The organism is Sphingobacterium bambusae (assembly GCF_033955345.1).
Classification (GTDB): Bacteria; Bacteroidota; Bacteroidia; order Sphingobacteriales; family Sphingobacteriaceae; genus Sphingobacterium; species Sphingobacterium bambusae.
The window spans coordinates 2,789,583-2,812,920 of sequence record NZ_CP138332.1 but is presented as its reverse complement, the minus strand read 5'-3'; the positions used below and the strand labels follow the sequence as shown (position 1 = coordinate 2,812,920).

The 23,338-nt window shown below is 41.1% G+C and carries 18 protein-coding genes; 7 read left to right on the top strand and 11 right to left on the bottom strand.

Annotation, left to right across the window (positions count from 1 at the left end; all coding sequences use genetic code 11):
* Window position 1: 1 nt before the first annotated feature.
* The 8 genes from SCB77_RS11745 to SCB77_RS11710 all read right to left on the bottom strand — a co-directional run bounded on the left by SCB77_RS11745 (window position 2) and on the right by SCB77_RS11710 (window position 8,540).
* Window positions 2-805 (bottom strand): phosphatidate cytidylyltransferase, encoded by an 804-nt coding sequence (locus SCB77_RS11745; RefSeq protein WP_320182199.1) that lies wholly within the window; start codon window positions 803-805, stop codon window positions 2-4.
* The gene (locus tag SCB77_RS11740; protein WP_320182198.1) at window positions 795-1,016 is read right to left on the bottom strand and encodes a putative signal transducing protein; all 222 of its coding nucleotides are present in this window, start codon (window positions 1,014-1,016) and stop codon (window positions 795-797) included. The genes SCB77_RS11745 and SCB77_RS11740 overlap by 11 nt, the downstream gene beginning before the upstream one ends.
* A complete protein-coding gene (locus tag SCB77_RS11735; RefSeq protein ID WP_320182197.1) occupies window positions 998-1,915 on the bottom strand; it encodes a CPBP family intramembrane glutamic endopeptidase in 918 nt (305 codons plus the stop codon). Before SCB77_RS11735 ends, SCB77_RS11740 begins: the two co-directional genes overlap by 19 nt.
* Before the next feature lie 68 nt (window positions 1,916-1,983).
* Window positions 1,984-5,292 (bottom strand): S41 family peptidase, encoded by a 3,309-nt coding sequence (locus SCB77_RS11730; protein ID WP_320182196.1) that lies wholly within the window; start codon window positions 5,290-5,292, stop codon window positions 1,984-1,986.
* Between the two features lie 202 nt (window positions 5,293-5,494).
* Window positions 5,495-6,238 carry a zinc ribbon domain-containing protein gene (locus SCB77_RS11725; protein ID WP_320182195.1) on the bottom strand — a complete coding sequence of 248 codons (744 nt, stop codon included), beginning with the start codon at window positions 6,236-6,238 and terminating at the stop codon, window positions 5,495-5,497.
* Entirely contained in the window at window positions 6,238-7,335 is a 1,098-nt protein-coding gene (locus SCB77_RS11720) for a Nif3-like dinuclear metal center hexameric protein (protein ID WP_320182194.1), read from the bottom strand. The genes SCB77_RS11725 and SCB77_RS11720 overlap by 1 nt, the downstream gene beginning before the upstream one ends.
* A complete protein-coding gene (locus tag SCB77_RS11715) occupies window positions 7,325-7,813 on the bottom strand; it encodes a hypothetical protein (RefSeq protein WP_320182193.1) in 489 nt (162 codons plus the stop codon). The genes SCB77_RS11720 and SCB77_RS11715 overlap by 11 nt, the downstream gene beginning before the upstream one ends.
* A gap of 13 nt (window positions 7,814-7,826) precedes the next feature.
* A complete protein-coding gene (locus tag SCB77_RS11710; RefSeq protein ID WP_320182192.1) occupies window positions 7,827-8,540 on the bottom strand; it encodes an SAM-dependent methyltransferase in 714 nt (237 codons plus the stop codon).
* Window positions 8,541-8,659: 119 nt separating this feature from the next.
* Between SCB77_RS11710 and apaG the strand changes: the two genes are divergently transcribed.
* The 4 genes from apaG to SCB77_RS11690 all read left to right on the top strand — a co-directional run bounded on the left by apaG (window position 8,660) and on the right by SCB77_RS11690 (window position 14,818).
* A complete protein-coding gene (gene apaG, locus SCB77_RS11705) occupies window positions 8,660-9,046 on the top strand; it encodes a Co2+/Mg2+ efflux protein ApaG (RefSeq protein WP_320182191.1) in 387 nt (128 codons plus the stop codon).
* A 216-nt stretch (window positions 9,047-9,262) separates the two neighbouring features.
* The gene (locus tag SCB77_RS11700) at window positions 9,263-11,125 is read left to right on the top strand and encodes an ABC-F family ATP-binding cassette domain-containing protein (protein WP_320182190.1); all 1,863 of its coding nucleotides are present in this window, start codon (window positions 9,263-9,265) and stop codon (window positions 11,123-11,125) included.
* Window positions 11,126-11,199: 74 nt separating this feature from the next.
* Window positions 11,200-13,059 (top strand): tRNA uridine-5-carboxymethylaminomethyl(34) synthesis enzyme MnmG, encoded by a 1,860-nt coding sequence (gene mnmG, locus SCB77_RS11695; protein ID WP_320182189.1) that lies wholly within the window; start codon window positions 11,200-11,202, stop codon window positions 13,057-13,059.
* A gap of 76 nt (window positions 13,060-13,135) precedes the next feature.
* On the top strand, window positions 13,136-14,818 hold the full coding sequence (locus tag SCB77_RS11690) for an Ig-like domain-containing domain (RefSeq protein ID WP_320182188.1): 1,683 nt from the start codon (window positions 13,136-13,138) through the stop codon (window positions 14,816-14,818).
* 16 nt (window positions 14,819-14,834) lie between these two features.
* Here the strand turns inward: SCB77_RS11690 and SCB77_RS11685 are convergent, their stop codons facing one another.
* Window positions 14,835-15,350, bottom strand: a complete 516-nt coding sequence (locus SCB77_RS11685; protein ID WP_320182187.1) for a gamma carbonic anhydrase family protein — start codon at window positions 15,348-15,350, stop codon at window positions 14,835-14,837.
* Window positions 15,351-15,352: 2 nt separating this feature from the next.
* Window positions 15,353-16,945, bottom strand: a complete 1,593-nt coding sequence (gene nadB / locus SCB77_RS11680) for an L-aspartate oxidase (RefSeq protein WP_320182186.1) — start codon at window positions 16,943-16,945, stop codon at window positions 15,353-15,355.
* A 496-nt stretch (window positions 16,946-17,441) separates the two neighbouring features.
* On the opposite strand from nadB, the gene nadA reads away from it, so the two are divergent.
* The 3 genes from nadA (at window position 17,442) to SCB77_RS11665 (ending at window position 21,666) form a co-directional block, all read left to right on the top strand.
* Window positions 17,442-18,440, top strand: a complete 999-nt coding sequence (nadA, locus tag SCB77_RS11675) for a quinolinate synthase NadA (RefSeq protein WP_320182185.1) — start codon at window positions 17,442-17,444, stop codon at window positions 18,438-18,440.
* A 106-nt stretch (window positions 18,441-18,546) separates the two neighbouring features.
* The gene (thiL, locus tag SCB77_RS11670; protein WP_320182184.1) at window positions 18,547-19,605 is read left to right on the top strand and encodes a thiamine-phosphate kinase; all 1,059 of its coding nucleotides are present in this window, start codon (window positions 18,547-18,549) and stop codon (window positions 19,603-19,605) included.
* 141 nt (window positions 19,606-19,746) lie between these two features.
* Window positions 19,747-21,666 carry an acetoacetate--CoA ligase gene (locus tag SCB77_RS11665; RefSeq protein ID WP_320182183.1) on the top strand — a complete coding sequence of 640 codons (1,920 nt, stop codon included), beginning with the start codon at window positions 19,747-19,749 and terminating at the stop codon, window positions 21,664-21,666.
* A 33-nt stretch (window positions 21,667-21,699) separates the two neighbouring features.
* Here SCB77_RS11665 and SCB77_RS11660 read toward each other — a convergent pair whose 3' ends face one another.
* Window positions 21,700-23,307, bottom strand: coding sequence for an acyl-CoA carboxylase subunit beta (locus SCB77_RS11660; protein WP_320182182.1), 1,608 nt, complete (start codon window positions 23,305-23,307; stop codon window positions 21,700-21,702).
* Window positions 23,308-23,338 lie beyond the last annotated feature (31 nt).

The following is a 23,338-nucleotide window of genomic DNA, read 5'->3' as shown; positions in this document are numbered from 1 at the left end:
TTTAAAATACAAAGAATTTCAGAAATAAATACACCAAAGGAGCAGCCATTAAAAGACCATCAAATCGATCCAAAAGACCGCCGTGCCCGGGCAGGATATTTCCAGAATCTTTCACGCCAGTATTACGTTTAAGCATGGATTCCACAAGATCACCTAGGGTACCGAACGAGCCTATTATCAGCGCCAACACCAACCACTGCCAACTTAATAGCGCATCGAAATAGCGTGCGAGATTCAGCGAAACGACCACAGCCAATACCAAACCTCCGATAAAGCCCTCCCATGTTTTGTTAGGCGAAATACGTTCGAAGAGTTTCCTTCTGCCGAAGCTTTTTCCTGCCAAATACGCGCCGGTATCATTTGTCCAAAGCAATATTAGGAAACCCAAGGGAATATAGGGGTTGTATATCCCCGTCACGAAACCCAAGCATATAAATATACCAAAGGGAACCGCGGCATAAAGCAGGCCAAACAAAGTATATGCGATGTCCTGAATCGCTGAGTTTGTTTTTCTAAACAAGGCGGTAATGTATAGCACAAAAGCGAACGAGAAGGCCAATAATAGACTTGTTTCTGGGATAAATCCAAGCAAAACAGCACCAAGTACGGTTAATCCGGCCAGCGCCGAGAAAATCCCTGTCCACAGCAAGGGTGTTGACTGCTCTGTTTGCACCATCTTGTAAAATTCATAGACGCTGTACACACCTAATACCGTAAAAAATGGTATAAACACATAAGGCCCCAACAATACAGCCGCAATCAGGACAGCAATAAAAAAGAAGCCAGTTATCGCCCTAGTTTTCATTCAGTCCGTTGGTGTCGTTCGTTTCCATTATTTCAGCTGCCTTGATTTGATCATTTTCCTGCACGAAGAGTTCGATCCTACCAAACTTCAGGGAAGAGTCCTGCTTATTTAATAAGACGGCCATAACGCCATTTTGCTCCAGCGCAAGCTTCGCTAACTCTGCGGTCAATTCGTTCGAATAGGTAGCTATCTTTACCCAGCCTTTTTCCATATAGCTTCTTTTTTTATGTAGTGATAAAATGCGAATCCAATCATCGCACTAAAAACGAAGCTGCCAAGATACATAATAATTGGATAAGTGTCGACTTCCATGAGTGCCTCATACCCCTTTCCTTGGCGAGCAAAATAAAATGCAATTATTACTACGCTCGTATTATTTACAAAATGGGCAAGCACAGCCGTCCATATATTACCTGTCCACAGCACCGCGTAACCGAATATAACACCCAATATGAACCGTGGGAAAAAACCATAAAATTGGAAATGTATAACACTGAAAATAAAACCAACGACCCAAACAGCTGCATGTTCATTCTTTAAAATGTGTTTAAAAATATGCTGCAACGCTCCGCGAAAAAAAAACTCTTCACAGATAGCAGGAAGCATACCTATGACGATAATGTTCAAGAGCAAGCGCTTCCAGCTTGTTGTCATCACAATCTGCCCAGTCAACTGCGCCATATTATCTTCCTGTTGACGCATCCATGCTTCTATCTTCGAAAGGGATTCCGGAAGTTGCATATGCATATTCCACTCACCGATCAGGTTCATCAAAGGAGCCAAGGCAAACAAAAAAAGGATAGGGCCTATATAGCGCTTCCAGTCTGCAGGATTATCCGTTGGAAACAAGGAAAACTCCCGCCGGCGCTGTTGAAAAAAATAGGCGGGAAGTAAAAAAGTACCCAGAGAGCCCGATGCCAAAGCCAAATAGGAGAAAAAATCTGGTCCGCGATTCGGAATAATCACGGCAAGATCGCTCAATTCTTTACCGAAAATCAAAGCAGTAATAAGCAAAACGACCTGCATCCCTATTGTACATATTAACAGCCATACAAAAAGCTGGAATAAATCTACCCATGGATTTTTGATCGATCCGTCCGTCGTATTCATAAGTTTAATTTAGCGTTTCCCAAAACGAAGATAACGAAAGAAGGAGCGAAAATTCGCTCCTTCTTTGTTTATTTTACCCGAATAGGATCTTTGGGATCCTTTAATTCTTTATACGGATAAGTTTTCATTTCCTCCAGCAGGAGATTAACCGTCTTTTCCAATTGCGGATCTCTGCCTTCAAGTAGGTCTTTCGGCATTTGCTCCACAAAGACATCTGGTGCAACACCTTCGTTTTCGATGATGTAGTTACCATCCCGATCAAAGATGCCAAAGTTAGGGGAGGTGATACTACCACCATCCAACAGCGGAGGATAGCCTGAGATACCGACAAGAATACCCATCGTTGTGCGGCCAACTAACTTACCTAATCCCTTGAAGCGGAACATGTAAGGCATCATATCGCCACCAGAACCCGCATTCTCGTTAATGATCATCGCCTTAGGGCCAAAAATTCCATTTCCTGGCGTGGTAAAGCTCTTTCCATCACGAATCTTCCATCCGGAAATAAGCTCTCGGGAAAGCAAGTCGATCACATAGTCCGCTACCGAACCGCCACCATTATTACGCTCGTCGAGCAGAAGAGCTTTTTTGTCCATTTGGGAGAAATAGTAACGATTAAAATAAGTATAGCCTTCGCCGCCGGTATTTGGCATATAGACATAGGCTATCTTTCCGTTACTCATTGCATCGACCTTTCTTCGGTTTGCTTCCACCCATTCCATTCTACGCAAGGCTACCTCATCACTAAAGGAAATAGGCTTAACGATCACCTCGCGAGCGCCCTCAAGGGATGCCGTAGCGTTTACCTTCAACGTTACCTGCTTGTCGACAGCATTCTCCAACAGTTGATAAAGGTTAATATCTGCATTTACAGGAATACCATTGACAGCGACTATGTATTCGCCTTCTTTGATATTTAAACCCGGTTCGGCCAATGGCGCTTTGAAGGAAGGATTCCAATCCAAACGTGTGTAGATTTTATTAATCTTATATCCATTGGATGTAGCTTCCAAATCCGCACCCAAGGTACCTGTATTGACAGAAGGACTCGATGGTTGATCGCCAGGATAGATGTAGTTGTGCCCTACGACCATTTCGCCCATCATTTCATTCAATAGATAGCCTAAGTCAGACCGATGTCCTACGTACGGTAAAAACTTCGCATACTTTGTTTTAACAGCATTCCAGTCCACACCATGCATATTCTCTACATAGAAAAATTCCTTCTGCATGCTCCAAACTTCGTTGAATACTTGCTTCCATTCTGCTACCGGATCAACCAGCTGCTTGATATCCTTGAATTCAATCTTTCCGCTTCCTGGCGCTGGCTTCTGGCCTGCCGCCACGATAAAGTACTCGCGGTTGTTGCTGTATATCATCTTCTTGCCATCTGCACTGATCTCAAAGCCATTCGCATTATCAACAATAGTCTTATCTTCCAGTTTTACCAAGTCGTATACACCAATCGAGCGTCCGCGCATGTAAGTTAGCATGTTTTCGGTACTTCCGTCTAGACTGTAATAGCCTGGTTGCAATGGCAAAGCCACAATACGGCTGTTGATATCATCCAAATCTACTTTGACCTTAGGCTTCTTATCATCCTCTTTGCTCGCATCTTTCTTTGCATCTTTATCGTCGTCTTTCTTCTTATCAGCCTTTGCATCTTCTTTTTTATCCGCTTTCTTATCTTCTTTTTTGTCCTCCGCTACCTTCTCTTCATCGCTTTCGTTCTTGAAAATAGACGGTGTATCTTTAGAAAGTAAAAATGCATATACATTAAAGCTTACATTCTTTTCGTAAGCAGACATATGCAGACCAGAATTTGTCAACCCTACATTGGTGCTCGCTGTAAAGAACAGATATTTACCATCGCGGCTAAATGTGGGTTGATTTACAGCACTCATGCCATCGGTAATCTGGGTTTGCTGCTTTGTCTCCAAATTGTACATAAACAACGTGCGTACACCATTATTTAGGCTTTTCACGTAAGAAATCCAATTCGAGTCGTATGACCAAGCGGGTTGGAAATGGTTAGATGTTCTACCGGTAACAGAAGCCAATTTATCGTTGTCCACCAAAGTGATCTTTTTGGTTTCAATATCTACATAATACAGGTTGAGGTGCGCATCATTGTAGAAAAGCTTCTTGGAATCTGGAGACCAGGTTGGCTGAAAATAAAAAGACGTTTGTCCTAAGCTGATATAGATAGGATCATCTTTTGCCATTTGATCCCGTAAAACCAATTCATACTTCCCGTTTTTATCGGATATAAAGGAAATCCATTTTCCATTGGGCGACCAAGACGGATATCGCTCATGCGAACCAGGCGAATTGGAGATATTTCGCGCATCACCTTTTTCCTTCGGCACAGAGAATATCTCTCCACGATTTTCGAAAAGCGCGCGTTGTCCGGTAGGGGATATCGTATAGGAGCGGATATCTTTGCCCATATCGATATAGTGCGGACGCTTGTACATCGCATCTACATTAACCTGAATAGCCAAACTGTTTACTTTATTGTTGGCGATGTTCAGAATATGTACGCGACCATCATACTCAAAAGTAAGCTCATTACCGTTGCCGTTTAATGTACGTACATCGTAATCTTTGTAGTTTGTTATCTTCTCGACTTTTTTGGTTTTTGTATCGTAACTGTAGATATTGACGATCTTGTCGCGATCCGAGAGGAAAAACACTTTGTCACCTAACCAAACCGGTTTGACATCATTGCTACGCTCACCGGGAATGGCCTCGACCTCCTTAGTTTGTGTATCAAAAATCCAAATAGAGGGCATTCCACCTCCTCGGTAACGTTTGAAAGCCACCCGATCCCGCTCCGTAGGGTCTGTATTTTTGATATAAGCCCAGTAGCGGCCATCTTTTGAGGGACTACCTTGGTAAGCCTCTGGCATAGGTAGCGCTGTTGAAACATCGGATGACAATGACGATTTGTACAATCGTGACCCTAAAGAATAGGTAAACTCACGGGTTGTCGTAAAATAGACTTCATTATTGTTTAACCAACCACGCAATACATCGGATGAAGGATGGAACGTCACGCGTTTAGGGGTTCCTCCGTAAATAGACACCACATAAACATCGTTATTACCGTCATAATTCCCCGTGAATGCAACCTGCTGTCCATCGGGTGAAAACATAGGGTTCTGTTCAACGCCTGGGTTTACCGTCAATTGACGCGGATTGCCGCCGTTTTTATCGGCGATCCATATATCACCAGCATATACAAAAGAAATATGCTTATCGCTTATACTTGGACTGCGCAACAACAAGGTTTCCTTCTGTTGTGCCTGAGCGCTGGAAAACAAGAAACTCGAGTAGAGTAGGGCTTGCCAAACCAAAGATTTTTTGTAATTCATGTAAATAAGTGACTAATTAATTCGATCAAAAGTAATTTAATTTAGGACTTCTTCGTAAATATATCAGATATGTTGCATATAAACGAAAAGTATAACCTACTAAACCAAAAAAGTCACTTAAATATCCTTGCTTATTTAGGTCTAAAACGAGAAAAGGGCTAAGTAAATATACTTTAGCCCTTTCCTTATGCTTTGAATCGAATTAACCGTTCTCTTCTTCGAAAACGATGCCCTCATCGACAATAATTCTACCGCAATGTTCGCAGATAATAATTTTCTTGCGCTGACGAATTTCAGATTGTAGCTGAGGTGGGATCTTATTATAACATCCTGAACAGCTATCACGCTCGATAGAAACTACCGCTAAACCATTGCGGAATGAACCACGTAGTTTATCGTAAACTTTAAGCAAGCGATCTTCGATATGCGTAGTTGCAGCATCTGCCTTTTCAACTAGCGCATCCTCTTCCTTCTGTGTTTCCGAAGTAATTGTTTCCAATTCTTGTTTCTTCACATCAAGTTCACCTTTGCTGTAATCAACGTTTTTAAGCGTACTTTCGTAACCTTCCGTTTTGTTTTTGATTTCGAACTCGGCTTCACGAATACGTTTTTCACACACTTGGATCTCCAAACCTTGAATCTCGATTTCTTTCGAAATAGCATCGTACTCACGGTTGTTTTTCACTTCGTTCAACTGTCCTTCGTATTTCTTGATCGCTGCTTGCGCATCTTTGATCATATTCTTACGTTTAACAATGGAATCCTCCAAGTCGTCAAGATCAGTTCTGATCTTTTCGATGCGTGTGTCAAGACCCGCAATCTCGTCTTCTAGATCGGCTACCTCAATAGGTAACTCGCCACGTACCTGGCGAATCTTATCTATTTTCGTATGAATGGACTGCAAGGCCCATAATGCTTTTAACTTTTGTTCTACGGTTTGTTCCATTAACTGTAGTATTTTATAGGATTTGTCTCTATTTCTGTCAATAGGACAGCAAAGTTAACAAATTTTTTCCGAATAATTTCCAATAATAATTCTTGTGTAAATTGTTCACTTTCAAAATGTCCGATATCAGCGATCACGATTTCATCTTCCGCATCAAAGAACTCGTGGTACTTGTAATCTGCCGAAATAAAGATATCGGCTCCCGATCGCTTCGCTTCGGCTAAGAGAAAGCTACCTGCACCGCCACACACCGCCACGCGGCTGATGGGCTTATCCAACAAACGCGTATGTCGGATTACCTGTAAATTGAGCTTTTCCTTGAGATAAGACAAGAAAGCCTCCCCACGCATAGGACTAGGCAAGTTACCTATGGCGCCAGACCCTACCGTATACAAGGTATTTTCCAAAGCAAGTATATCATGTGCAACCTCCTCATAGGGATGCGAATGATACATCGCCAATAATACGGCCCGCTCCCTGTTCACCGGATAGACAACCTCCACTTTAGTTTCCTCCACCCGCTCCTGTAGGCCGACTTCACCAATCGTAGGATCAGCACCTTCCAATGCCCTAAACGTTCCATATCCAACCGTATTATAACTGCACTGATCATAATTGCCTATGGCACCGGCGCCTGCATTGAACAAGGCTTCCCGAACGAGCTCTACATGTGTACGGGGTACGAATACCGAAAGCTTCTTCATTAGCCCTGTTTTAGGCTGTAGCACAGCATGCGATTCGAGTTCCAATTTTTCAGCCAACTTACTACTTACACCACCAAACACGTTGTCTAGGTTGGTATGAATGGCGTATAACGCAATATTATGCTTAATAGCCTTTATGATGACGCGTTCTACATAGTTTTTTCCATTCAGCTTCTTTAAAGCTTTGAAGACAATAGGATGGTGCGAGATCACAATATCACATCCTTTTTCAATGGCTTCATCCAACACATCCTCTGTACAGTCCAACGATATCAACCCACGCTGAATGTCATCATCCGGGTTTCCAACCAACAATCCGGAATTATCGTAGGCTTCTTGATAGGATAGGGGAGCAAGCTGCTCCAAATATTGGGTAAGTTCTCTAATCTTCATCTTCGTTTTTATGTGCGTTATAATCTTTACCAAATTGTGTGATATGCATTTTCAATAGCACCTTATGCTCATGCACTTTCACCCAATAGGTTATAAAATACACCAAATGCAATACCGAAACCACAATGATAATAAACATGGGCAGCGGCAAGAAGCTGATCAGAAAGGTCCAAGCAAACCACATTCCCCACTTTTGCGTAGGCCGGTCGTCTACCTCCACCTGCCGGTCGTAAAATTCATTATTGAGGGAATCCGTTAATCGACGTACAACTTCAAAATTCCAAAAAATATTAAACAATGGTAGAGCCACGAACCAAGCCTGACTGGGCAATATATTTTGGTTTTCTTTCTTGATGAGCTTTAACGTACTATAAATGGTATATGCAAAAGCAATCCACACGAGGATTCGTATTGCACCAGCAATTAATGCAGCATACAACATTTCTTCTGTTACGCGCTCTGGTAGCATTTCAAACATATCTTATCCTTATTTATTGGGCATAAATTAAAAAAATTGCTGGCTTCTTATGAAGATCCACTTGTTGTTGCTTCCAATCCAAAACGGATCTAGTCATCACCATTTCATCCTCCGCTGTTAAGTTGCAGGCTACGCAAATTTTGGTTTGCGGCTTACAGTGTTTCAAGAGTTCTTCAAATAGCACATTATTACGAAAAGGGGTCTCTATAAAAATCTGTGTCTGCTTTTCCTTTGCCGACTGAGATTCGAGATCCTTTAATTTTCGAGAACGATCTGCTTTATCAATCGGCAAATAGCCATGAAAAGCGAATTTTTGTCCACTGAATCCAGAAGCCATTAAAGCCAATAAAATAGAACTAGGCCCTACAAGTGGGACAACGCGTATACCACGTTTGTGTGCTTCGGCCACCACTTCTGCTCCCGGATCGGCTACACCTGGGCAACCCGCATCGGACATCAATCCGATATTCTTTCCCTGCTGCGCTGATCGAAAAATATGGTTGTAGTCAACCTTATCACGTACATGCTTACCATAGTCGTGGATAATCAATTCACTCTGTGGCTTTGTGCGCCCGGCCAATTTTAAAAAACGCCGCGCTGTTTTCTCATTTTCCACTACATATTCATCTATCTCCTCGATCAACTGCTTATGGAAAGCAGTGTAACTTGCCTGTTCTGCAGCTTCCGCCAACGGCACCGGAATGAGATACAATGTTCCTTTTGACATACTCAAAACTACTAAATATTCGCGCACGCGCACATGCCCTTTGCCAAACTAAATAAAAGAAAATTTGACATCTCGATATAATTTGATAATTTGGCATGGACTAATAAGTTTATTTTCAAATGACTACACAGATCACAGCAGGTATTAAGGTATCCGTAGATGTTGTTTATCAGCCAGAATATTCAAATCCAGAAAAGCTGCATTTTATGTTCTCCTATCAAATTACGATTGAGAACCTAAGTGATTATACGATCCAACTGATAAGTAGACATTGGGATATTTTTGACTCGAATGGCGAGTACAAAAGTGTTGACGGAGAGGGTGTTGTAGGCGAGCAGCCGGTGCTATCGCCAGGTGCCGTACACCGTTATACATCGGGTTGCAACCTCAAGAGTGACATCGGATTTATGGAAGGATATTATGAAATGCTGAAGGAAGTCGATGGCAACTACTTTTTGGTAGACATCCCCAGATTTAATTTGATAGCTTCCTATAAGCTCAATTAAATCTCCGTACTTTGTAAATTAATATCGCGACAGCACTCTATATCGCGAATACCACAAATATTTACTTATTTTTGTGCTTGGAATAGTCTATCCTCGAAGAGCGGCTAGATAAGCATTTCAACATATATAATTTTGTCTATTGATCAGCATTAGAAATACAAAGTGCGTTTTCAATATAAAATTATATAATACATTGATTTTCAAAATATTAAAAAAGTGAGTATACTATCAACGGAACAGCTGGGGCATTCCTACAACGATAAATGGCTTTTTAGAAATCTGCATTTTGGCCTTCAAAAAGGAGATAGAGTAGCCTTGGTCGGAATAAACGGTACGGGTAAATCAACTTTACTAAAAATATTAGCAGAAGTGGAATCGCCCACTGCGGGAAAGGTTGTTAAAGAGCGAGGCCTGAAGGTTGGCTTTTTGAACCAAGAGCCAAATTTTGACGGATTGAAGACTGTCAATGACTTTATCTACAGCGCAGACAACGAGCAGCAGCAACTGATCAGGGACTATGAAGAGCTTCTTGCTTCTGAAGATATAGATCACGATAGGCTAGCCGAACTAACGGATAAACTTTCGGCTTTAGAGGCTTGGGAATATGAATACAATATAAAAACGATCTTAAATCGGCTACATATATCTAATTTCGAACAGAACATACATGAGTTATCTGGCGGACAAAAGAAACGGCTCTCGTTAGCTAAACTGTTAATCGACGAACCGGATGTTTATATTCTCGATGAGCCCACCAACCATTTGGATATAGAAACCATCGAGTGGCTAGAGAAATTACTTACCACAGGTAACAAAACAGTTTTACTGGTAACGCATGATAGATATTTTTTAGATAATGTGTGCAACGAGATCCGCGAACTGGACAGAGGAGAGGTATATTTATACAAAGGAAACTATACGTATTTCTTGGAGAAGAAGGCGGAACGAGAAACTATAGATGTAGCGATGGCTGATAAGGCGCGCAACTTACTCAAGAAAGAATTGGAATGGATGCGTAGGCAACCGCAGGCTCGCGGTACAAAGTCTAAAGCGCGTATCGAAGCTTACTATGATCTGGAAGAAAAATCTAAAGGTCCGCGTAAAAACGATAGCGTCCAGCTTTCCGTTAAAGTGTCGCGTCAGGGTTCTAAAATAATCGAAATTGAAAACCTAGGCAAGTCATACAACGGAAAAACCATTATCAGCGAGTTTAGCTATACTTTCAAAAAGGGAGACCGTATAGGTTTAGCGGGAAAGAACGGAACTGGAAAGACTACATTTTTGAATCTATTAACCGAACAAGTGTCGCCAGATACCGGCACGGTAGACGTCGGAGAAACTACGGTGTTCGGCTACTATCAGCAAGGTGGACTAGAGTTCAAAGATACAGATAAAGTTCTCGACGTTGTAAAAAATGTAGCGGAATATATATCCATGGCGAATGGAGATAATCTAACCGCTTCACAACTGTTAACCTTATTTTTATTTCCGCCAGAGAAGCAATTTAATTTAGTTAGCAAATTGAGTGGGGGAGAGAAGAAGAGACTTCAATTGATGCGTGTATTAATGAAAAGTCCGAACTTCCTTATTCTCGATGAGCCATCCAACGATCTAGATATAGATACATTAAACGTACTAGAAGAATTTTTAGATAATTACCCCGGCATCCTTATACTCGTATCTCACGATCGTTATCTCATTGACAGGTTAAGCGAGCAACTTTTTATCTTCGAAGGAGAAGGCCACATTCGTATATACAACGGTAACTACGCAGACCATAAAGCAGAAGAAGAGTTAAAGGCAAAAGCACAGAAAGACAAAGCAACTATCAAAGAAGTAGTCCCACAAAAAAATCTGACTACGGATAAGAGAAAGCTATCCTACAAAGAAATCAAAGAGTACGAAACCTTGGAAAAGGAAATAGAGGAGATGGAGCAATCGATCGCCGATAAACAAAAAGAGATGAACGAAACGACTGCTTACGACAAATTGCAAGAGCAGGCGGAGGGCATAGAACAATTAAAAGTAGCGCTGGATAAAAAATCCGAGCGCTGGATGGAATTGGCAGAATTTATATAATACGTTCCACGTGAAACAATATCTTTTATTTATAAAATTTAATCTTGTTCCACGTGAAACACATTTAGATAATCATGTTTAAAAAATACAATGTTATAGTAGTAGGGGCAGGCCACGCAGGATGTGAAGCAGCAGCAGCAGCAGCGAACCTTGGTTCATCGGTGTTATTGATCACGATGAATATGGGTGTTATCGCGCAGATGAGCTGCAACCCAGCAGTAGGCGGTGTAGCTAAAGGTCAAATAGTTCGTGAGATAGACGCTATGGGTGGATACACTGGAGTCATAGCTGATAAATCCACAATCCAATTTAGAATGCTTAACCGATCAAAAGGACCAGCGATGTGGAGTCCACGTACGCAAAATGACCGCATGCGCTTCGCTGAAGAATGGCGATTGACTTTAGAGTCATTAGCCAATGTCGATATGTGGCAGGATACCGTAAAAGAAGTTATCGTCGAAAATGGTCAGGCTAAAGGAGTAATTACATCATTAGGAATTCGTATTGAAGCTGATGCCGTTGTATTGACAAACGGCACCTTCCTAAATGGCTTAATACATATCGGAGAGAAAAAGATTGGTGGCGGCCGAACTGGCGAAAAGGCTGCAACAGGACTGACGGAACAACTCGTAAGTTTAGGCTTCGAAGCAGGGCGAATGAAAACCGGAACGCCACCACGTATAGATGGACGCTCATTGAACTACTCACTAATGGAAGAGCAGTGGGGAGATGAAAAAAGAGGACGCTTTTCTTATACCGATGTAGAGATACCAACTGAACAACGCTGTTGCTGGATAACCTATACCAATGACAAAGTGCACGAAGTATTGAAAACTGGCTTTGCCCGCTCTCCGATGTTTACGGGCAGAATAAAAGGTCTTGGTCCTCGATACTGTCCTTCGATAGAAGATAAAATAAATCGATTTGCAGAAAGGGACAGACACCAAATATTTGTGGAACCAGAGGGCTTTAAAACTGTAGAAATTTATGTCAATGGATTTTCTACGTCGCTTCCAGAAGATGTGCAATTGAAAGCTTTACAATTGATACCAGGTTTTGAAAATGCAAAAATGTATAGGCCTGGTTACGCCATAGAATATGATTATTTTCCACCAATGCAATTAGACTTGACTTTGGAAACACAACGCGTGAAGCATCTATTTTTCGCAGGTCAAATCAATGGTACTACAGGATACGAAGAAGCCGCAGCACAAGGATTTGTTGCCGGTGTTAACGCACATCAGCGTGTGAACGATCTCCATGAATTGATACTTAAACGTTCCGAATCATATATTGGGGTGCTGATTGACGATCTTGTCACCAAAGGTACGGAGGAACCTTACCGCATGTTCACCTCGCGAGCTGAGCACCGACTCCTACTTCGACAAGACAATGCCGATATCAGACTCACTCCAATAGCATACAAATTGGGATTAGTGGGGGAGGAGCGCTTAGCCAAGGTAAATCAAAAAATTGAAAACTCAGATAGCATCGTCAACTACATGAGACAGCATAGTGTAGAAGTCGATCAGATAAATCCTATTTTGCAAGAAGCTGGATCAAGCGCAGTAGTTCAAAAATCGAGGTTGTTCAACATATTAAGTAGGCCACAGGTCAATATCGTTGATCTTTCGAGAGCTGATGATGAATTTCAAAAATTCCTTTCAAAATTTGACGAAGAAACCATTGAGCAAGCAGAGATAAAAGTAAAGTATGAAAGTTACTTTGAGAAAGAAATGGAGATTGTCAATAAAATGAAAAAGATGGAAGATAAAGAAATCAATCCGGATTTCGATTATAAATCGCTAAACTCTCTTTCTATCGAAGCGCGAGAAAAATTATTAAAAGTAAAACCGCGTACATTAGGTCAAGCTTCGCGAATATCTGGAGTATCGCCTTCCGATATCAGTGTTTTAATGGTACACATGAGTTAAATAATTGATAATCAATAACTTGAATAAAAATTAAAAAACTTAAAATAAAGCCTTCTAAGCGACTATTTTATAATTTATGACACAGTACTCCAAAAAAGAGAAAAATGGCTTAAAAAGCCTTAAAATACGTAAATCACAAAATATAGCACTTGCAGGCTTTATTTTATTACTGTTATTGACATTCAGCCGCTGTGCCAATGTACAGAGACCTTCTGGTGGGCCTAAAGATTCGCTCCCACCTAAAGTGTTAAATGAATCACCAACTAACTTCGGCATCAACTTCAAGGATAAGGAGATCGTATTAACATTCGACGAGTATATCAAACTAAATAATCAATTTAAAGAATTTAGCATAAGCCCTGATCTTGACGAACAGCCGCTGTTTAAAGTTCGCAAGAAAAACTTAGTTATACAGCTGCCCGACTCACTAGAGAAAAATACCACCTATACCATCAACTTCGGAAAAGGCTTAGTTGATTATAATGAAGGTAATGCTTTACTGAACTACAATTATGTTTTTGCAACAGGGGCAGAACTTGACTCTCTATCAATCAGCGGATCTGTAAAAAATGGATTTACGAAAGCTTTCGACATGAAGAAGGACGAAAACATCAAAGTTCTACTTATCCCGACCAGTCAAGACAGTATTTTTGGAAAGAGGAAAGCGAACATATTCACCAATGTCGATACATCAGGTAACTTCAAATTCAATAATCTAAGAGAAAATACATACCGAATATATGCGCTTAAAGAGCAAAATAACGATAGAATATTCAATGGAAATGATGAATGGATAGGCTTCCTAAATGACAGTATTGTGCTCAGCAAAGATACTACGGGAATCAAATTAGAGATAACTAAAGCCTATCCAAAGGACTTTCGTACATTAGAAAAGAAAATAGAGCAAACAGGCAATATACTACTGACATTTAATAAACCTGTAGAAAACCCCACATTACGGATATTGCATCCAACAGAATTAGATGCTTCAAAAATTATACGTTATAGTCTCCAAAATGACTCGGCTAGAATTTTCTTCAGCCCAACTGAACTAGATTCCATTAAGCTCAACTTGCAAAGTGGCAATGCAATCAACGATACGATACTAATTCGAACAGGCAGAAATGTTAAATTCGATAGAGAAATAAAGCCTATATTGAACATTACCAATAAAGTAGACCGCACCAGCCATATCAAATTGACAAGCCTTACCCCATTAGCGAATGTCGACAAAGCGAAAATAATGGTTTATGAAGATTCTGTTTCACGTAGAAATTTTCAATTACAACAAGATAGCGTAAACCTAAACCTTTATCATATACGGTTTAATTGGCGCGCCAAACGTAACTATGAGTTCGTTATCCAGGAAGGTGCATTAAAAAGTCCTTTTGATGACACCAATAAAGAATCTAAAACACAATTTACGTTTGACGAATCAGACAACTATGGTAATATCAGCTTCGCTATAAATGGCACTGACTCCACTATGCAGTATATAGTGGAACTTATTGATGAACAAAAAGAAAAGATACACGATAGCCGTTTATTGGATCTAAGTACCAACAAAATAATATACGACAAGTTTCCTGGCGGAAAATATACCTTGCGTATTATCTATGATGCAAATAAAAACGGTAAATGGGATCCAGCTGACGTATATGCTAAAAAACAGGCTGAAAACATCTGGTATTTGGAAAAGACCTTTACCATAAGAGCCAACTGGGATCAAAACGAAACGATCACGTTACCAAAACCTTAAGGCATAAACTAAAAAGCTATTCCGGCTTCAACCAAGAACTGTAGAGCACGTAGTTATGCGGCAACTGCTTCAACATAGCTAATTGCTCTTCAGTCAATGGTTTAATTTTCTTTGCAGGTACACCAGCATATAGAAATCCACTTTCCAACACACTATCTTCCAATACAACAGCGCCAGCAGCTATAATTACATTCGACTGCACAACAGCTCGATCCATAACAATAGCCCCCATCCCTATTAAAACATAGTCGTGAACCACACAACCGTGAACGATAGCCTGATGACCGACATTGACATAACTACCTATGTCCGTGCCATTCTTCAAATACGTGCAATGCACGACTACGCCGTCCTGAATATTCGTATAATCACCAATCTTAATATAATTCACGTCTCCACGAACTACAGCGTTGAACCATATAGAGCAATGATTTCCGATAGTGACATCGCCCACCAGCGTCGCATTATCAGCGATATATACTTCTTCGCCAATAAGGGGCGAAATTCCTTTAATAGGTAGAATTGTCGGCATAATTATAGTATGGTATCATGTAAACTGTCTGACTTTTGCGGATAATCCGTCGTAAAATGTAAACCTCTACTTTCCTTACGCTGCATCGCCGATTTAACGATCAAATAGGCTACCTGAATAACATTGCGCAATTCACACAACTTAACAGACAACTTCGTTCCCTTATAAAAATCCTCTGTTTCCTCGTGTAAAAAACCTAATCTGCGCATAGCACGATCCAAGCGGAAATCAGAACGCACTATCCCTACATAGTCACTCATTAATTTCTGCGTTTCCCGAAGATTGTGCGTTACCAAAATCTCCTCATTAAGTGAAGCAACTTTCGATTCATCCCAATCGGGGATACTTTCATCATAAGATAAATTCGGAAAAATAGCCTTAGCATCCTCAAAAATACGATGCGCATACACTACCGCCTCTAAGAGCGAATTAGAAGCTAATCTATTAGCTCCGTGTAAACCAGTGGAAGAACACTCACCGCAGGCATAGAGACGTTGTATAGACGTTTTACCCACCTCATCGACCTGTACACCTCCACAAATATAATGTGCAGCTGGGGTCACCGGAATATAATCCTTAGTCATGTCTAATCCAATGGAAAGGCATTTCTCATAAATATTCGGAAAATGAGCCAATATATCTGCTTTCTTTCTATGCGTAATGTCCAAATACACAAAATCCAAACCAGATTTCTTCATTTCATTGTCGATTGCTCTAGCCACGATATCCCGTGATGCCAATGAACCTCGGGAGTCATATTCCTCCATAAAAGAAACACCATCCACGCGCCGCAAAATACCGCCAAAGCCCCTAACAGCTTCTGATATCAAAAATGCTGGCGACTCTTTCGGATTGTAAAGTGAGGTGGGATGAAACTGAATAAATTCCATATTACGTACTTTCCCTTTCGCCCGGTAAACCATAGCAATTCCATCGCCTGTAGCTATCGTAGGATTCGTTGTACTTGCATAAACATGGCCCGCGCCGCCAGACGCCATTAAAGTCACCCTACTAAGAAATGTCTCTATTCTACTCGTCCGTGTATCCAAAGCATATAGACCGTAACAGGTAATATCTGGAGTACCTTTATCCACATGTACGCCCTTATGGTGCTGAGTAATGAGATCAACTGCAAAATAATGTGTCAACATCTCGATATTTGGGTGAGCATGCACTTGTTCCAACAATGCCCGCTCTATTTCATAACCGGTAATATCCTTGTAATGGAGGATGCGATGCTTGGAATGTCCACCTTCGCGGGCTAAGTCGTAGTGCCCCTCATCGACCTTATCGAAATTTGTACCATAATCAATAAGCTCCTTAATACGCTCTGGAGCTTCTTTCACAACGTTTTCCACAATTTGTGGATGGCATAAACCATCGCCAGCAACCTCAGTATCAACGATATGCTTCTCAAAGCTATCAGACTTATCCACAACTGCCGCTACTCCACCCTGCGCATACTTAGTATTAGACTCATCTTCATTAGATTTCGTGATAATCAACACTTTACCTAAGGATGCAGCTTTCAAAGCGAAACTCAATCCTGCTATTCCCGAGCCAATAATTAAAAAATCCACCTTTCTATGTGCCATATCCGTAATTAACCGTGCGCTGTATCTGAATTAGAAGAAACAAATTAACAAAATATGTGGAAAACCTGTACATAAACCGTTAACTAAAATTGAAAACTTTTAAAGTTTCCACAGCTGCACCCAAAAGCTAACATTTACCGTCTGAAAATTAAGAGAAAATGAAGCAGATATTAACAAATTGTGAACAGTAAAAAATCAACAGTAAAATATGGAAAGAGAAAAACTGAAAAAATCACAGAATTGAAAATCAGTACTTAAGCGATTGAAAACTGTGGATAAATTGTTGATAACACGAAAAAACTCACTAATCAAAAAATAAATTCCAGCAATTATCCTCATTTTCCACAGACTAATAAACAACAAGATTCTTTCTTTAAAAAAACATTATCATTTATTGGAAAAAGGGAATGTGGATTTCGTTTCATTTTCTTTGTTTACTTTTGTAGAGTCGCTTAGTCAAACAAAGTGCACATCAAATTGTAGAGAAGAACGATAAATGGACACAACCTTCGAAAAAGATCTGGAGGCCAAAGGTTATATCGATGAGCCGGTAGATCCTACACTAGATCTTGTTGCTGAAATACAGCGACTTAAGAAAGAAAAGAATGCCGTTATCTTGGCGCATTATTACCAAGATGCTGAAATTCAAGATATTGCAGACTATATAGGGGATAGTTTGGGCTTATCTCAACAAGCGGCAAAGACCGATGCTGAGGTCATAGTTTTTGCTGGAGTTCATTTTATGGCAGAGACAGCAAAAATATTATCTCCGTCGAAAAAAGTACTGTTACCTGATTTAAAAGCGGGATGTTCGCTTTCGGATAGCTGTCCACCGCATTTATTTGCAAAATTTAAAGAGCAGTATCCTGATCATTTGGTGATTACATACGTAAACTGTACAGCAGAACTCAAAGCTTTGTCAGATATCGTGTGTACCTCAAGCAATGCAGTGGAGATTGTGGAAAGCTTGCCGAAGGATCAAAAGATAATTTTCGGTCCTGATCGTAACCTTGGCGACTATGTCAAAAAGAAAACAGGGCGCGATTTAGTTCTTTGGAACGGCGCTTGTATGGTACACGAGATTTTTTCGCAGGATAAAATCGTTGATCTACGGAGTCAATTTCCGCAAGCTAAGTTTATAGCGCATCCCGAATGTGAGGAACATATCCTAAGCCAAGCCGACTATATCGGTTCTACTTCAGGGATGTTGAAATACACTATTGAAAATCCGGCGCAGCAATTTATCGTAGCCACAGAATCAGGGATCTTGCACCAGATGCAAAAAGCCAGTCCGACAAAAACATTTATTCCGGCACCGCCAAATAATGTGTGTGCTTGTAACGACTGTCCACATATGAAATTGAATACACTGGAGAAACTGTATAATTGCTTATATTACGAACTTCCTGAAGTTGATCTACCGGCAGATGTGGTGGTGAGGGCTAGAAAACCTATCGAGCGCATGTTGGAGATTTCGGAACGTTTCGGTTTATAGGGCTAATATGGGATTGGAGAAAGTTAAGTTTACGCCGCTGATAACGCTTCGTCATCGTGGAGTATAGCTTTAACTTTTTTATATTTTACTTTTTAATTTTAAATGGATGTTTGATAACAAAGAACGAACAGATATTAGCGAATTGGGTGAATTCGGCTTGATCGATTATCTGACAAAGGCTGTGGAAGTCAACGAACCCTCTACGATAAAAGGAATAGGCGATGATGCTGCTGTGCTTGATTTTTCCAATAAACAGACACTCATTTCCACCGATCTTTTGTTGGAGGGCATACATTTTGACTTACGCTATGTGCCACTTAAACATTTGGGTTATAAGGCTGTTCAGGTTAATCTCAGCGATATCTATGCCATGAACGGTATTGCTTCGCAGATTACTTTTTCTATTGGACTATCTTCTAAATTTCCTTTGGAGGCAGTGGAGGAGATTTATGAAGGAGCATTGATTGCCTGTAAAAAATTTAATGTGGATCTTATTGGTGGCGATACCTCTGCTTCAGCACAAGGTTTAGTTATTTCTGTAACCAGTATTGGTCATGCCGATAAAGACAAAGTTGTTTATCGTTCCGGTGCGAAAGAAGGCGATTTACTTTGCGTAAGCGGCGATCTGGGTGGGGCTTATGTTGGTTTACAACTGTTAGAGCGTGAGAAGCAGATATTCTTAGAAAACCCTAACATTCAACCAGATCTGGAAGGTAAGGATTATATTGTAGAAAGACAGTTGAAGCCTGAGGCGCGTAAAGATGTGGTGGAACTCTTCGAAACATATGGTATACAACCACATGCTATGATTGATGTATCGGACGGGTTGGCTTCTGAAATTTTACACATCTGTAAAGCTTCTAAGGTAGGTTGTAAATTGTATGAAGAAAAGATCCCAGTCGATCCGATGACTTATGAGACAGCTCGTGAGTTTGGGCTCGACCCAACGGTATGTGCGCTTAGTGGTGGCGAAGACTACGAACTACTATTTACGGTTCCGCAGGACCAGTATGATAAAGTGAAAAATCAGTTAGATATTTCTATCATTGGATATATTACTGAAGAAGCTGCAGGTTACGAAATGGTATCAAAATCTGGTCACGTACACAGCTTAAAGGCACAGGGATGGAATGCTTTTAAGTCAGACAGTACAGATAAAGCTTAAACCTGTGAAGGTAATTATTTAGAAGGCGCTCGATTGATATTTGCAATTGAGCGCTTTTTTTTCCAATAGCAACTAAACCGAAACCTACCTGATACTTATTTTTTTTTACTACTTTAGCTGTGTAAACCATTTGTAAACGCGATGAAAAATCCGCTTTGGCGTCCTTCGAGACAGTATCAGGAATCTTCCGTTCTATTTGATTTTCAGGATTATGTACGGAGTTTTTTGTCCTACGATATACAAAACTATGATGATATCTATTCATGGTCTGTCGAGCAATTAGAAGAATTTTGGGAAGTATTATTACAGTACTTTGATATCAGCTATAGTGGCGATTATCAACAGGTGCTAAACTGGGATAATAGTTCAACAGATTTCACGGAGGTAAAATGGTTTGAAGGGATTTCACTGAACTATGCAGCTCATATTTTTAAAGGTAGGCGGGCAGCTGATATAGCTTTGTATTACACCGATGAAAAGTATAATTATCAAGAATTAAGCTGGTCCGGTCTTCGTAATAAAGTATCTGTACTGCAGCAATATTTAATTGATCAGGGCGTGCAACGTGGCGATCGTGTGGTCGCAGTATTAACTAATAGCATCGAAGCAATAGCGATTTTTTTAGCCGTAAATTCCATCGGTGCGATTTGGTCCTGTTGTTCACCGGATTTTGGAGATAAGAGTATCGTAGAACGCTTTTCTCTAGTATCGCCCAAGCTGCTTTTCATAGAAATGAATTACCGCTACAACGGTAAGGATTATTCGAAAGAGAACACCTTGAAAGCTATTAAAGAGGGAGTTTTCACTCTAACGGAATGTATGCAAGTTGATAGTCCTACATGGCAGAAGCTGTTTGAAAGCTACAGGCCAACGGATTTAGTATTTACGGAGGTACCATTTGACTTTCCCATTTGGATACTATACTCATCGGGGACAACTGGGAAGCCCAAAGCTATAACGCATCGTTCGGGAGGAAACCTTATTGAACATTTCAAGGCGTTAGCAATCCACCAAAATGTGCAAGCTGGAGAGAAATTTTTGTGGTACACAACGACCGGTTGGATGATGTGGAACTATGCGCTTTCGAGCCTGTTATGCGGAGCCAGTCTTTGCCTGTTCAATGGTGCTATTTCCTACAATAATCATATAAACTTTTGGGACTTTGTAAAACGTGTCAAGGTGGATCATCTCGGAGCCGGTGCGTCCTATTTTTCTGCCATACATGATCTCCAAATAGATGGTTACCAGCCAAAGGTGATTGGTTCTACAGGGTCGCCATTACCGGAAGCTACTTTTGAAAATCTGCAGGCTAAATTTCCGAATGCCCAAATTATTTCCTTGAGTGGTGGAACAGATGTGTGTAGTGCCTTTCTTTCCGGATGTCCATTACTTCCGGTTTATGCGGGCAGAATCCAATGTAGGACATTAGGATCTGCGATTGTAGCGTTAAATGAAGAAGGGGAAGAAGTGTACGATGAGGTGGGAGAGCTTATAATAGAAAAACCGATGCCCTCTATGCCGGTATTTTTTTGGAATGACCCAGGTCATGTAAAATATAGGGAAAGTTATTTCGCCGCACGGCCAGGCCTATGGAGTCATGGCGACTGGATAGCTATTGAAGAGACGGGAGCAATTATGATGTACGGTCGATCGGATGCCACACTAAACCGCGGAGGTGTACGTATTGGCACAGCAGAGATATATAATGCCGTGCAAACGGTGGATCATATCTTGGACAGTCTTGTCATTAGCACGGATGAATCAGATGGTAGCTCGCTGATGTTGCTGTTTTTACAAATGGAAGACGGATATCAGGTAGCGGATATAGCGCAATCGCTGAAAGATGCTATTCGCACGCAATACAGTCCGAGGCATGTACCCGATCTTCTTTTTAAGGTACCCGATATACCCTATACCTTGAGTGGAAAAAAAATGGAAATACCTATCAAGAAGATTTTTTCGGGCAAAGAGCTATCAGCGGTCGCTTCGCGAGACGTGGTACGCAACCCTGATAGCTTGGCAGCGTTTAAAAACATCTATGATGAGATGGTAAACGGTTAATTGAATATATCTAACATGTAGTATTTTCTGTCTTTAAACCTGTATAACACCTACGTTATATCTTGGTATATCGGGGTTATGGTTAGCAGCTTCTATCCCTAGGGAGATAATCGACCTTGTTTCACGTGGATCGATCACACCGTCTACCCACAATCGAGCAGCAGCATAATAAGGGCTAAGTTGTTCATTATATTGCTGTTCTATGTCTTCTAAACGTTTTTTTCGCGCTTCTTCGTCTAGGTTGATGCCTTTGTTTTTCATCGTTGCTTCATCAATTTGCAGCAGTGTTTTGCCCGCAGAGGCACCGCTCATCACCGCCATCTGCGCGGTGGGCCATGCATAGATCAATCTCGGATCGTAGGCTTTTCCACACATAGCGTAGTTTCCGGCGCCATAGCTGTTTCCCGCAATGAACGTAAACTTCGGAACAACAGAATTGGCCATCGCATTGACCATCTTTGCGCCGTCTTTGATAATGCCCCCGTGCTCCGATCGAGAACCTACCATAAAGCCCGTAACATCTTGCAGAAATACCAATGGGATGCGCTGCTGGTTACAATTCATAATAAATCGCGCTGCCTTATCTGCAGAATCGGAATAGATAACGCCCCCCATTTGCATTTCATTTGCGTTTCCAGCTTTCTTGGCTTTCACAACTTCTCGCTGGTTAGCCACAATACCTACGGCCCATCCGTCAATACGTGCCAAACTACAGATTATGGTTTTCCCGTAATCGGTCTTATATTCTTCCATAGATCCAGCATCCACCAAGGCTTTAATAATCTCTCGCATATCGTAAGCTTTCAATCGGTCTGTCGGCAGATAGGACGGAATGAAATCTGCTCCGTGTGCAGGAGCTATAGCATCAATTCGGGAAAAATTGGCTTTCGGACGATCACCAAATTTATCAACGATATGGCGAATAGCTGTCAAACAGCTTTCATCATCGGGGTATTTATTGTCTGTCACGCCGGATATCTCACAATGGGTATGGGCGCCGCCAAGCGTTTCATTGTCTATAACTTCACCAATGGAAGATTTTACCAAATAAGATCCTGCTAGAAAAACGGATCCTGTTCCTTCCACAATTAGTGCGTAATCCGACATGATCGGTAAATAAGCCCCTCCGGCAACACAAGAACCCATTATCGCTGAGATTTGGGGGATACCCATGGATGATAGCTTGGCATTATTGCGGAAAACGCGACCGAAATGCTCCTTGTCTGGGAAGATTTCTTCTTGCATAGGTAGATAAACACCGGCAGAATCTACCAAATAGATGATCGGTAGATTGTTTTCCATGGCCACTTCCTGTGCCCGCAGCGTTTTCTTTGCCGTAATGGGAAACCAAGCGCCGGCTTTGACGGTCGCATCATTGGATACAACCACACACAATCGACCTGAAATGTAACCCATAACCACGGCAACGCCCGCATTCGGACAGCCCCCGTGTTCGGTATAAAGATCATCCCCAGCAAACCTACCTATTTCTACATAGGTCTTGCCCGGATCAAGTAAAGTAAATACACGTTCCCAAGCGGTTAGCTTTCCTTTCTCTTTATGTTTCTGTATTTTATCTGGACCACCGCCCAGATGAAGTTTCTCTATTTTGCTCTTCAGCAGTTGTAATAATTCCAGCATATTTGGTTATTTTTTAAGAAATTATCAATTT